Genomic DNA, 12,801 nt, shown 5'->3' on the forward strand with positions numbered 1-12,801 from the left:
TAAAGCGGTACGCGAGCTGGGTTCAGAACGTCGTGAGACAGTTCGGTCCCTATCCGTCGTGGGCGTTGGAAATTTGAAAGGAGCTGTCCTTAGTACGAGAGGACCGGGATGGACACACCGCTGGTGTACCAGTTGTTCCGCCAGGAGCATCGCTGGGTAGCTACGTGTGGTCGGGATAAGTGCTGAAAGCATCTAAGCATGAAGCCCCCCTTGAGATGAGATTTCCCTCTGCTTCGAGCAGATAAGATCCCTCAGAGACGATGAGGTTGATAGGTCCGAGGTGGAAGCGTGGTGACACGTGGAGCTGACGGATACTAATGGATCGATGACTTATCTATATATACTTCGTGAATCGTGTTTTAATCAATAGTTGTTTCCTTATCCGGTTTTGAGGGTTCACCTCAAACTTTATATTGATGTGGTGGTGAAGGCGAAGAGGTCACACCTGTTCCCATGCCGAACACAGTAGTTAAGCTCTTCAGCGCCGATGGTAGTCGGGTTTACCCCCGTGAGAGTAGGACGCTGCCACGTCACACGAACCCTTCAGGATGATCCTGAAGGGTTTTTTTATGTTCTCGTATGAAGAAATAAAGAAACGTGTCTAAAGGACTGGTTTCAAAGTGGGGAAACCGAGTCTTTGGTCACAAATCTGTTCCATAAGCCTGCTGCTGTGTTTAACATAGCAGGTAAACGGTTATGTTCCCTCTGTGAGTTCAAATCTAGTTTGGAGGTATGAACATGAATCGATTTACAATCCCACGCGATATATACTTTGGTGAAAATGCCCTTGAAATCCTTCAGGACATCAAAGGCAAACGGGCACTCCTTGTTATTGGCGGAGGCTCAGTAAAAGAAAACGGAAATCTGGATACGATTAAACAACATTTATCCAAAGCGGATATAGAAACGAAAGTCATTGAAGGTATTACGGAAGAGCCGTCTACGGACTTAGTTAACAATCATCTGGAAGAAGTGAAAAACTATGAGCCGGACTGGATCATTGGTATCGGGGGCGGTTCCCCAATGGATGCTGCCAAAGCCTTCTGGATTTTCTATGAACATCCGGAGCTCAGCTTCCAGGACGCAATGGAGCCATTTAATCTGCCTGCTCTAAGAGGGAAAGCGAAGTTTATCGGAATCCCGACAACAAGTGGTACAGCATCAGAGATTTCCAACCTCTCTGTCATTACAGAATCAGAAACAGGGGTGAAATATCCACTGGCTGATTTTGACCTGACACCGGACCTTGCTGTCATTGACCCGGTTATGGTTGAATCCATGCCGAAGCACGTGACCGCCTATAGTGGTATGGATGCTGTAACACACAGCATTGAAGCTTATGTGGCTAAACCGAGGACGACTTTCACAGATGCCTTGTCCATTGAGGCGCTGGAGACACTGGATCAGCACCTCCTGGCTTCTTATAATGACAATCAGGATTCCCGTGAAAAAGTCCACTATGCTCAAGCGATGGCAGGCATGGCTTTTGCGAATGCTGTTCTCGGAAATGTGCACAGTCTGGCGCATAAGAGTGGACCTACCTTTGGTGTTCCACACGGCTGTGCGAACGCGATTTATCTTCCATATGTCATTCAATTCAACCGAAGTGTAGTGGAAGACCGCTATGCAGCTCTTGCCCGCCGGATCGGCCTTTCCGGACAGACAGATGAAGAACTCGTGGATGGTCTGATTGAATGGGTACGCAATCTGAATAAAGAGATGGATGTACCAAATACACTGAAAGACTTTGGTGTAGAGGAAGAATTGTTTAAAGAGCATGTGGATCAAATGGCTGCCAATGCTGTAGAAGATCCATGCACTGGAACAAACCCTCGTGAAACTTCTGTAGAGCAGATGAAACAATTGTTCATCGCTGCTTACTATGGCAAAGATGTAGACTTTTAATCCATGAAAGACACCCGGTCCATGACCGGGTGTTTTTTTGATTAGATAAGGGTATGATCCATCCATGAACATTTGAAAGTGTGGTAAAATATAGGCGGGAAGGTGTATACATAAGGAATGAAGGAGCGTTTGAAATGGTTCATTTTGAAAGAAAACGCAATACATTTTGGAATTGGAAGTATGCCGTTCTTTTGCTGCTTCTCCCCCTTGGGTTTTATCTTGTTTCTCTGAAAGGAGACATTGGAGAAATCCAGCACATGATTTTTGTGGCTGTGATTGTATGGCTGGCTATCGCAGGTGTTTTCGGTTTGACGAACAGGTGGGACCGGCTGCACGCCTATGGATATCTGTACCTCTTCAGCAGTCTCTTATTCTCGTTTTTAGGACTTGCTTTTATTTGGTAATACCGGTTGTGTTTTCATAGATTCCTCGTTATACTGATTGGGAGAATATATGTTCGGGGTGATCATCATACAACTGACGAGATGGAGTTATTCACGTAGGAAAATGGTCCGCGGATATTTTGATAAGTTTCCACATTCAACCGTATACTTCCGAAGGGTACGGCGTTTCTATATTATTTATATGGTCGATTGGCATGAGCAGGATCCGGTCATCACCCAGGAGGACCGGGAAGGGATGCAGCTGTTGATCAACCGGGAGCTTGGCCGGGAAAAAGAATATAATCAAAGAAAGTCGAGAAAGGGCTGACCCTTTCTCGACTTTTTTTGTCATGCCATTGCTTCCCATGCTGCATGCATGCCCGCTACACGGCCGGTGACCATTGCTGATGTAATATTGTATCCGCCGGTGTATCCGTGAATGTCTAAAACCTCTCCACAGAAATAAAGTCCCGGCATGAATTTCGACTGCATGGTATTCGGGACGATTTCCTTGATAGAAACACCGCCGCCTGTTACGAAAGCTTTTTCGATCGGCTGGGAATCGTGTACATGAACGGTGAAGTGTTTCAGCAGTTGAACGAATTGGTGGAGCTGCTGATTGGACAAGTTCGCCGCCTTATCCTCACGATCGATTTCAGACTGATCCAATACATAGTCAAGCAGACGTTCAGGAACCATCCCTTTGACTACATTCCGAAAAGCTTTCTTGGGCTGGTCTTTCATTGTTTTCTGAAGCTCATCGAGCAGGGATTGTTCATGCTGATCAGGAAGAGCATCAATCTCCACCTGAACAGGTGAGCGGCCCTTCATCAGCTCTTTCACAACATACTGAGAACAGCGTAAAACAGCAGGGCCGGAAAGGCCGAAGTGAGTGAACAGCATATCCATCCGGTGGGTGATGATTTTTCTGCCTTTCGGATTTAATACCGATACGTTCACCCCCCGTAGAGAAAGCCCCTGAAGAGTCTTCTGTTTAATTACAGTGTCGTTTGACAGCAGAGGCACTTCTGTCGGAAACAGTTTTGTAATCGTATGGCCTGCTTTCTTCGCCCATGCATAACCGTCTCCAGTAGATCCGGTATGCGGGACAGCTTTTCCTCCGGCCGCAATGACTACAGCATTCGTTTGTATCTTCTCTTTGGACTTCAGAATGATCTGGTGCTCGTTTTCCCCGTAATGAATGGCATCCACAGGTGTTTCTTTTCTTACTTCGATATTCAATTCATCCATCCGGTTCAAAAGGGCCTGGACAACATCCTTGGCCTTATTACTGACAGGAAACATCCGGCCGTGGTCTTCTTCTTTGAGCGCCACTCCAAGCCCCTCAAAGAAATCAATGATATCGTAATTGTTAAAAACAGAAAATGGACTGTATAGGAACTTTCCGTTTCCTGGTATATGTTTGATGACTTCCTCTTCTGGAAGGCGGTTCGTAACGTTGCAGCGGCCGCCTCCGGAGATGGCAAGCTTGGTGCCCAGCTTTTTTCCTTTTTCAATCAAGAGCGTACTTACACCCTGTTCAGCAGCAGCGATGGCTGCCATAAGCCCTGAGGGCCCTCCGCCGATGACGGTTACGTGGTAATTCATAAATGTCGTCCCTTTCTTATCTCATTCGTTCCTTGTTTATCCTCTATCTATGATAAAATAGATGAGGTCGATTCTACAATAAAATTGAAGGTGAAAAGCGAATTATGTCAAAAATACTTAAAGGTACCTTGTTATTGACTGCAGGAACTTTCCTATCCAAGTTCCTGGGAATGATTTATACGGTTCCGTTTGAAAATATGGTGGGAACAGACGGGACCGACCTATTTTCCATTGCTTATGTTCCCTACAGCATTCTGCTCAGCTTATCGAGTATGGGCGTCCCTGTCGCTGTTTCCAAGTTTGTGTCCAAATACAACTCGCTTGGTGATTACGAGACCGGTCAGCGGATGCTGAAAGCCGGGATGACTCTGATGTCCATCACAGGAGTGATCGCCTTTTTAATGCTTTACTTCTCAGCTGAACAGGTAGCTGTCTGGACAATCGGCTCAGACTCTGACCGCCTTGACCATGCAACAATGGTCATTCAGATGGTCAGTTTTGCTCTGCTTGTTATCCCGCCGATGAGTATTACGCGCGGGTTTTTCCAGGGACATGAGTCCATGGCCCCTACGGCTGTATCACAGGTCGTTGAACAAATCGTCCGAATTGTTTTCCTTCTGGCCTCCGCTTTTATTATTGTCCAGGTCCTGGGCGGCCCTGTCCATCAGGCGGTAGGTTTTGCAACATTTGCTGCCTTTATCGGAGGGATTGCTTCCTGTATCGTTCTGTATGTATATTGGAGAAAGCGTAAACCTTTCCTGGAAAATCAAATTCAGGCTCAGGAATATACGTACGGCTTGTCCAATAAGGAAATGTTCAAGGAATTGTTCACCTATGCCGGTCCTTTCATTCTGGTCGGGATTGCTACGCCTTTATACCAGCTGGTGGACCAGTTTACTTTGGAAAAAGCGATTAAGGCCTCAGGCGCTGAATATAATAATGCTTTTTCCATCATAAATTTTCTAAGTCATAAATTGATTATGATTCCGGTTACTCTCGGCCTTGGTTTATCACTCGCGCTGCTGCCGGCGATTACACAGGCGTTTACGAAGAATGAGATGGACCGCCTGAACAAACAGATCAACCAGGCCCTCCAGATCGTTGCGCTGCTGATCATCCCTGCTGTCGCCGGCTTATCTGTCGTCGCGTGGGAAGCGTATGGAACGTTTTACGGCGTGGATGAGGTAGAATACCGCGGAGATCTTCTCAGGTGGTATGCACCAGTAGGGCTGTTCCTGGCCTTATATACGGTCACTTCTTCGATTCTTCAAGGGGTGAATAAACAGAATTTTGCTGTTGTCAGTCTCGGAACAGGGATTTTGTTAAAAGTCAGCCTGAACTGGTGGTTGATTCAGCTGCTTGGCGCAAAAGGAGCAATTTTAGCGACAGGCATCGGTGTCGCTGCAGCTGTCAGCCTGAACTTCTGGCGTATTTTTACGACCATCGACTTTTCTTACAAGCAGCTGCTGAAGCGTACTCTGCTTGTCGTCATTTTGACAGCAGTCATGGCCGTAACGGTTCTTCTAGTCAAATGGCTGCTCGGTTTTGTATTTGAACCCACCGAGAACCGTGTGGATGCTCTGATCGTATTGATATTCAGTATTGGGGCCGGCGGGATCGTCTACTTGTGGACAGCCTACAAGACGACACTGCTTGAACATGTACTCGGCGGAAGAGTCCGTGTGCTGGATAAGTTTTTGAAGCGCAGCTAAGGAGGAATAGGATTGAGAATTGATAAACTGCTTGCCAATATGGGCTATGGAACTCGTAAAGAGGTGAAAGGCCTTTTGAAAAGCGGCCATGTCCGCATCAATGGCGAACCGGAAAAAAGTCCCAAAACCCATGTAGATCCCAAGGAAGACTTAGTGACGGTTATGGGCGACGAAGTGGAATACCGTGAATATATCTATCTGATGATGAACAAACCAGGGGATTTAATATCCGCTACCGAAGATCCCCATGAGACGACAGTGATCGATATTCTCCAGCCGGAAGATATCGTCTTTGAACCGTTTCCTGTCGGGAGACTCGATAAGGATACAGAAGGCCTGCTCCTGATCACGAACGACGGTCAGCTGAACCATCGGTTGACTTCCCCGAAAAAAGACGTAGGAAAAACCTACTTTGCCCGTATTGAAGGGAAAGTCACTGAGAGCGATGTGGAAAAATTCGCTGCAGGTGTCACTCTGGATGACGGCTACCATACGAAGCCGGGAGAGCTGGTGATTCTTTCTTCTGATGAATTTTCGGAAATCGAACTTACGATTACCGAAGGCAAGTTCCATCAGGTGAAGCGGATGTTCGAAGCTGTAGGAAAGAAGGTTGTGTATCTCCAGCGGATTAAAATGGGGGAACTGGTTCTTGATGAAGAGCTGGAGCTTGGAGAATACCGTGAGCTGACGGATGAGGAACTGGAGTATTTGATGAATATAACAAACCTCTAAGTTCGAGAATAAGCAAAAAAACACCCGGTCCACGACCGGGTGTCATCTATATAAGAAGAGATAATGATTCAATTATGAGATTTTGACCCTCTTTTCAGTGATTGACCACCTTCCACGGTGTGGACTGGCGACAAGTCCATTGTATTCCAATATGCTTAAGTCCCTCTGCATTGTGCGATCAGTGATACCAAACTCATCTGCTAACTCATTTGTCGTGACTGTCCCTTTTTCTCTAATGTAAAGGTAGACAGCTTTGATCCGGGTGAGCATACGTGATGATGGATGATTCAAAAAACCACTCCTTAATCGTCATTATATGGAACTTGTGGTGCCAGTGAATCTCTGAAGTTGGTTTCATTCTACAATAATGAAAGGTATCGTGCTACTATAATCCTCTCAATTTACAGATTATTCACCTTATTTACAGATTATTAAAGATCGGAGGCATGAAATTGTACTTTTTCAGGAAAATTCTTTTAAAAATGGTGAAGGTCAATAATCTTGTCCTTTTCTTAGCAAGCATAGCCCTGCTGCTTCTATCCAGTATTTTGATCGTTATCGTGGAAAATGATACCTTCCCGACACTATTCGATGGGTTCTGGTGGGTCATGACAACGGTAACCACTGTAGGTTACGGGGATTATTCTCCTATCAGTGCTGGTGGGCGGCTGATAGCCATGTTTTTATATATCTTCGGAATCGGTTTGATTGGAATTGTGATTGGTAAGGTCGTTGATAGCCTGGCCATTTATAGAAAAAAACGTCTGGAAGGTGATATCGTGTATAAAGATCAAGGCCATTTTGTTATTATCGGCTGGTCCCAGAAAACAGAATTTGCTGTGAAGGAAATGCTGGATACGCATGAAGACTGTGAAATCGTATTGATCGATCAGCTACCAGAAGCTCCTATGCTTTCAGAAAACATACACTACATAAAAGGAGATGCTGGAGATCATAACACATTGGAAAAAGCCAATATTACAAAAGCGAAAGCTGTATTGATCTTTGCTGATGACCAGATGACCAGCAATCAGATGATTGATGGAAAGACACTTCTGATTGCTTCATCCGTTGAAAATCTGGCTCCGGGTGTTCATACGATCGTTGAAGTGATGGAGGAAAAACACATCAATAACTTTAAGCATGCCCAGGTGGATGAGTTTATCGTCTCCAGTGAAACGATTTCCTCTTTGGCAGTCCGGGCAGCATTCAGAAAAGGGGTTTCTGGAATTTATGGACAGCTTCTGAAGCGTTCTGTAGGAGAGGACCTCTTTTACATTCCGACACGTTCAGAATGGCGTACCTACCGGGATGCTTTTCAAAATCTTCTATCTGAAGGAGCCACCCTTATCGCAGACCGGAATGATCTGGCGATTAATCGAAAGCTGGAAGAGCCGATCCCTGATAACGCAGAACTTTATGCCGTTTGTGATAAAGCCACGTATGACGCCATTCTTTCTAAAGGAGGACAATCATGAATTTCAAAAAATTAAGTGAAGAGTATTTGGATTCCTTCCTTATTCATGCTGGTGAACTGATCAGCATTCCAAGTGTTTATGAGAAAGACGAGGATACACCATTTGGACCCGCCATACAGCAGGCCTTATCCCATATGCTTGCGCTTGGAGAGAAAGACGGGTTTGTAACAAAGAACATCGACGACTTTGCTGGACACATCGAATTTGGAGAAGGAGACGAAATCATCGGGGTGCTCGGCCATCTTGATGTTGTTCCTGCAGGTGAAGGATGGACATCTCCGCCCTTTGAAGCTGCTGTAAGGGATAATAACCTGTACGGACGCGGAGCCCAGGACGATAAAGGACCTGTGATGGCTGCTTATATGGCCATGAAAATGCTAAAGGACCAAGGATTCCAGCCTAAGAAGAGAATCCGGCTTATCCTGGGTACAGATGAAGAGCGGGACTGGCAGGGGATCAGCCATTATTTTAAAAAGGAGCCTATGCCTGTGGCCGGCTTCACTCCAGACGCTTCTTTTCCAGTAATTCATGCCGAAAAAGGGCTGCTTGATGCTTATGCTGCGTATCCTGCTGCACCGGACACAGAAAATGACATCCGCCTCTTACGTGTGAAAGGGGGAGGGCCGTTGAATATGGTACCGGATGAGGCCGTAGTCGAATTGTCAGGGGCTGTTCGGCCGGCTTTTGATGCCTACATAAACGAACATCAAGCAGACGCATACCTGAAGGAGAAAGAAGAGTCTGTCCAAATTGTGTTCAAAGGGAAAGCAGCTCATGCAAGCCGTCCGGAAACAGGAAAAAACGCGCTGATAGACCTTTTGGGCTTTCTCTTCTCCCTCCCGCTTCCTCAAGTCGACCATCAACTTGTTTCTCAGCTGCTTGCCTGCTTTACAGACACGGACGGCAGTGGTCTCGGTTTGGACATGTCTGATGACGTATCCGGACCATTAACCTCAAACCTGGGTTCTTTGGAAAAGACAAAGGAAGAATGGAGAGTCGGGCTGAACCTACGCTATCCTGTAACGGCGGACGCAGAGCAGGTTATGGAACGATTGCACAACGCGCTGGAAATAAACGGAGGAACAGTAGAGATTTATGATCATCTGGCGTCTCTCTATGTTGAGAAAGAGGATACTTTAGTACAGACGCTGCTGTCCGTCTATAACGAAGCCACCGGCGGGCTGGCAGAAGCTTTGTCCATTGGAGGAGCCACTTATGCCCGTTCTTTGACAACCGGGGTCGCTTTCGGGGCGATGTTTGCCGACAGTCCGGATACTGCGCATCAGTCTGATGAACACGTCAGGTTGAAGGATATGGTAAAAGCAATGGAAATTTATGCAGAAAGCCTTTACCGGCTGACAAAATAAAAGGACTAAGGAAACGGAGGCGGGATCATGAGCGACCCTCATTATTTTATCGGCCTGAAGACAGAACAAGCGGCAGATCATCTTCTTCTATGGCAGCAGGAACTGAGGGAACATATGCAGTACAAAGTATGGACGAATCCCTCAGACTTTCACGTAACCCTAAAGTTTCTGGGACCGGCATCCGATGAAAAAATAAACAAGTTGATTACAATCCTCCACCAGCAGGAGCTGCCGGATGCTTTTTCAATCACCATCGGACCCGCCGGTGGTTTCGGCCACCCGCAGTCCCCACGGGTCTTCCTCGCTGAAGTGGAAAAGGCCCCGCAGCTGGAGAAGCTGTACCAACAGGCAGAGAAAGCGGCGGCTGCATCCGGATGGGATCGGGAAAGAAGGAAGTTTCACCCCCATATTACACTGGCAAAAAAACAGGCGGAAGGGCAGTCTCCGCTCTCGTTAAGCAACGTTCCCCCTGTATTTCAACAGAAGTTCCCGATGATTATGGACCATGTAACGTTATTCAGGATCCACCCCGGGGAACATCCGAAATATCAAGAAGTGTTCACCATTGAATTAAAAAGTAGGGATGGCAATGGCTCAACTAATTAAACTGAATGATTATATCTCCAGATATGAAGTGAATATGTATCAATATCCCGCCCAGTTTATCCGTTTGAAACAGGAGAACTGGACGAAAATGCGGTCCCTGTACGAGCAGGGACGGCTGGACTTTCAAAATGAGCTTCCGGATTCTGTAGAAGTTGAACCGGAAAAAATCCCGTGGTGGAAAGCTTTATTCCGGGATAAAGGGCTTGGAGACGCTGGTGAAGAAGCAGCATCCATGATGGTGGAAAAACAGCCCCGCTCATTAAGGGAGCTGAAGCAGTACTATCTGGATGGGCTGCTTCCTTTTCAATTGAAATGGGCGACGACCACCCTGCAGAAAAAATCCTTTCTGCATCCAGCCTACAAGGACGACCCGTCCCTCTCTTTTTATCTGCAGCGCTTCCCGGATACTTACCTGCTCATGTATGAACCGGTCGCTCAGCTGAGAAACGCAGAATTGGAAATCGATCACATCCTGATTGGTCCGCATGGACTGGAGTTGGTTACATCTCTGCCTGCCCGGAAGGGGGAGACGGCGTATGTGCAGTCTGAACACACGTGGATGTTGGAAGAAGGTAACGTTCAGCGGAAAGTCCAAAGTCCGCTGATTTCCTTGAAGCGTACGGAAACCTTTGTAAGGAGCATTCTTAGAAAATACGATATTGAATTCCCTTACACTAAAGTGGTGTTATCTCCTTCCTTGTCATTTGAAAAAACACAGGAGCCCTACCAGACGATCTATGTAGGAAACAATGAGTATGAACGCTGGCTTTATGAGAAAAGACAGATGAGCACACCTTTGAAGCATAAGCAGCTGAAAACGGCAGAAGCTCTCTTGAAGCACTGCCGGACAAGTGCGGTAAAACGAGCCGAATGGGATACGGAGGAACCTATGGAAGAATAGCGGCATGTGGAAACGGAGCTGGTCTGCCAATCAAATAGCCCTGGCCGAAGTGGACACCCAGAGCGGCAAGCCAGTTCCATTCCTCCGGGGTTTCAATCCCTTCAGCCAGGACATCGATAGTAAGTCTGCCTGCGTCAGCCATTACTTGGTTAAGAAAGGACTGTTTCTCCGGCTGGATATGACAGTCCTGAATGTAGGAACGGTCAATTTTGACATAATCGGGCTGTAGTAAGCGAAGCATCTCCAAAGAACTGTATCCGGCCCCCACATCATCAAGAGCTGTTTTCATTCCGGAAGCTTTGTATTTCTCCAGGATCGTTTTTAAGTGATCGACGTTTGTAATTCTCTCTGTTTCCACGACTTCAAACACAAGGTCCTCCGAAGGGACATCGTATTCCTTGACCATTTGGAAGGTATGAGCCAGACAGAAGTCCGGGTCATAAATGGTGGAGGGGAGGAAGTTGATGAAAATCTTTTCTCCTTTTTGTAAATGTTCAGCTTTTGCTTTTACGGCCGCTCTTCTTGCTTTTTGGTCAAGCATCGACTGAAGTCCCGCATCACTGGCAAAAGAGAACAGCTCACCTGGATGGATAGAGGCGTGATTCGTCCGCAGTAAAGCTTCGTATCCAATCACCTTTTTCATTTTTATATCCATGATAGGCTGTAAATGGGCTTGAAACTCACCCTTATGAATAATCGAAACGAGATCCGGACGGGTAATCCTTTCGTAGAGGTGTGTCAAAGGGATTGGATGGGAACGATCCGTGGAAGGGTCTAGAACGTGAATACGGATGTGGGGAATATTCCCGTCATTCCACTGTTCAAGGGCACCCTTCAGCTCCTCGTGACTTCGGTAGGAAAATACAGTGTGAACCTCGTCTTTATCTTCCACCGTTAAGGGCAGTGGTTTTGGGAAGTGATTGAAATAGGATTCTTTAATGACCAGTTTTCCTTGATCAGGGACTGTGAAAATAGTCCCGCATGACAGGCAGTTGTTCCTCATGTGCTTCTCCTCCTTTTATACTAGTAGTATACTGGAGTAGCTATCATAAAGTATAGTCATTCAACTCGCAGGGAGTGGGGCTCATGTATATTCTGATTGTGAATCCTGCGGCGGGAAACGGCCGGGGATTAAAGCTGTATCAACAGCTTAAGAAAACGTCCGACTACCACAGCCGGGATATTCAGACGTTTTTCACAGAAGCGCCTGCTGGTGCGGAAGCACTGGCGTCCGACCTGTCAAAATCTCAGGGGCCTTCCTTGAAAGCTTGTTTAGTTCTTGGTGGAGACGGCACCCTTCATGAAGTGATCAATGGCTGGAATCCGTCACGGCCTGTCCCCATCTGTTTTTTACCAGCCGGGTCAGGGAATGATTTTGCACGGGGACTGGGAGTAAAGTCACGAATTCCAGATTTGTTCAAATCCGTCCTCCGTAAGCCGCGGGAGCACCATGTTTATCTGGGAAACTACCAGGTGCACAATGGGCAGAAAAGAACCTTCTTGAACAGTGTTGGTATCGGATTTGATGGGGCAGTGGCGTCCTATGCGGACCGCCCTGCTTTTCGGTTGTGGATGCGCCGTCTTCATTTAACGAAATGGATCTATCCCGCGGCTCTTGTCCGTGCTTTGCAGTGGTTCAAAGCTGTGGAAGTGGAAGTGAAGCTTGATGATCAGCCTCCTGTTATTGAAAAAGTCATGATGATGACGATTACAAACCATCCTTATTTCGGGGGCGGGATGAAAATTGCACCCAGAGCAGGCATCCACCATCCACGCTTCTCGGTTATTCTCGTTCGAGCTCTATCCAAGCGGAAACTGCTGGCCCTTTTTCTAAGCGTATTCATTGGAAAACATACAGCTTTGAGGGAAGTGGTCGAGTGGGAAGCGGATAGGGTCCATGTCCGTACAAATCAGGGGACACTTTTCCAGGTGGACGGCCAACCTTCTCGATCGGATGAATGGTTGATCAAGAAAGCGTCATCAAAAACGACATTCCTGAGCAATTCATAGATATCTCTTGAAACTTGACAGATCAATGAGTTAATCTATTCTAAGGTGACTATTGAATCGGCAGGGTATATTTCGAATAATGACAAAAGTACGGTATAC

13 protein-coding genes and 2 rRNA genes are annotated in these 12,801 nt (G+C 46.7%); 12 read left to right on the plus strand and 3 right to left on the minus strand.

The window, feature by feature from the left end:
• From H615_RS0110390 to H615_RS0110410, 5 genes are all read left to right on the plus strand, one after another.
• Positions 1–338: ribosomal RNA gene (locus H615_RS0110390) — 23S ribosomal RNA — on the plus strand; the annotation flags it as partial.
• A 79-nt stretch (positions 339–417) separates the two neighbouring features.
• Positions 418–531: ribosomal RNA gene (gene rrf / locus H615_RS0110395) — 5S ribosomal RNA — on the plus strand.
• A gap of 207 nt (positions 532–738) precedes the next feature.
• Positions 739–1,905 carry an iron-containing alcohol dehydrogenase gene (locus H615_RS0110400; protein WP_027955086.1) on the plus strand — a complete coding sequence of 389 codons (1,167 nt, stop codon included), beginning with the start codon at positions 739–741 and terminating at the stop codon, positions 1,903–1,905.
• Between the two features lie 134 nt (positions 1,906–2,039).
• Entirely contained in the window at positions 2,040–2,309 is a 270-nt protein-coding gene (locus tag H615_RS0110405; protein WP_027955087.1) for a hypothetical protein, read from the plus strand.
• 49 nt (positions 2,310–2,358) lie between these two features.
• Entirely contained in the window at positions 2,359–2,616 is a 258-nt protein-coding gene (locus tag H615_RS0110410) for a hypothetical protein (RefSeq protein ID WP_027955088.1), read from the plus strand.
• A gap of 20 nt (positions 2,617–2,636) precedes the next feature.
• On the opposite strand, the gene H615_RS0110415 is transcribed toward H615_RS0110410, so the two are convergent.
• On the minus strand, positions 2,637–3,896 hold the full coding sequence (locus tag H615_RS0110415) for a BaiN/RdsA family NAD(P)/FAD-dependent oxidoreductase (RefSeq protein ID WP_027955089.1): 1,260 nt from the start codon (positions 3,894–3,896) through the stop codon (positions 2,637–2,639).
• 104 nt (positions 3,897–4,000) lie between these two features.
• Here H615_RS0110415 and H615_RS0110420 point away from each other — a divergent pair, with 104 nt between their 5' ends.
• Positions 4,001–5,608: a putative polysaccharide biosynthesis protein gene (locus tag H615_RS0110420; protein ID WP_027955090.1), complete on the plus strand. Its 1,608-nt coding sequence runs from the start codon at positions 4,001–4,003 to the stop codon at positions 5,606–5,608.
• Positions 5,609–5,620: 12 nt separating this feature from the next.
• The gene (locus H615_RS0110425; RefSeq protein WP_027955091.1) at positions 5,621–6,340 is read left to right on the plus strand and encodes a pseudouridine synthase; all 720 of its coding nucleotides are present in this window, start codon (positions 5,621–5,623) and stop codon (positions 6,338–6,340) included.
• A gap of 72 nt (positions 6,341–6,412) precedes the next feature.
• Here H615_RS0110425 and H615_RS0110430 read toward each other — a convergent pair whose 3' ends face one another.
• Positions 6,413–6,631, minus strand: coding sequence for a DeoR family transcriptional regulator (locus tag H615_RS0110430; RefSeq protein WP_027955092.1), 219 nt, complete (start codon positions 6,629–6,631; stop codon positions 6,413–6,415).
• A gap of 155 nt (positions 6,632–6,786) precedes the next feature.
• On the opposite strand from H615_RS0110430, the gene H615_RS0110435 reads away from it, so the two are divergent.
• From H615_RS0110435 to H615_RS0110450, 4 genes are read left to right on the plus strand one after another with little or no spacing between them, the layout of a single operon-like run.
• Entirely contained in the window at positions 6,787–7,818 is a 1,032-nt protein-coding gene (locus H615_RS0110435) for an ion channel (protein ID WP_425307002.1), read from the plus strand.
• A complete protein-coding gene (gene pepV, locus H615_RS0110440; RefSeq protein WP_027955094.1) occupies positions 7,815–9,185 on the plus strand; it encodes a dipeptidase PepV in 1,371 nt (456 codons plus the stop codon). The genes H615_RS0110435 and pepV overlap by 4 nt, the downstream gene beginning before the upstream one ends.
• A gap of 27 nt (positions 9,186–9,212) precedes the next feature.
• Positions 9,213–9,791 carry an RNA 2',3'-cyclic phosphodiesterase gene (thpR, locus tag H615_RS21250; RefSeq protein WP_035531965.1) on the plus strand — a complete coding sequence of 193 codons (579 nt, stop codon included), beginning with the start codon at positions 9,213–9,215 and terminating at the stop codon, positions 9,789–9,791.
• Positions 9,775–10,692: a nuclease-related domain-containing protein gene (locus H615_RS0110450; RefSeq protein ID WP_027955095.1), complete on the plus strand. Its 918-nt coding sequence runs from the start codon at positions 9,775–9,777 to the stop codon at positions 10,690–10,692. The genes thpR and H615_RS0110450 overlap by 17 nt, the downstream gene beginning before the upstream one ends.
• Here H615_RS0110450 and H615_RS0110455 read toward each other — a convergent pair.
• Complete coding sequence (locus H615_RS0110455) at positions 10,679–11,695, minus strand: EAL domain-containing protein (protein ID WP_027955096.1); 1,017 nt, start codon at positions 11,693–11,695, stop codon at positions 10,679–10,681. The genes H615_RS0110450 and H615_RS0110455 overlap by 14 nt on opposite strands.
• A gap of 83 nt (positions 11,696–11,778) precedes the next feature.
• Between H615_RS0110455 and H615_RS0110460 the strand changes: the two genes are divergently transcribed.
• Positions 11,779–12,702, plus strand: coding sequence for a diacylglycerol/lipid kinase family protein (locus H615_RS0110460; RefSeq protein ID WP_027955097.1), 924 nt, complete (start codon positions 11,779–11,781; stop codon positions 12,700–12,702).
• Positions 12,703–12,801 lie beyond the last annotated feature (99 nt).

Source organism: Halobacillus kuroshimensis DSM 18393 (assembly GCF_000425705.1).
GTDB lineage: Bacteria > Bacillota > Bacilli > Bacillales > Halobacillaceae > Halobacillus > Halobacillus kuroshimensis.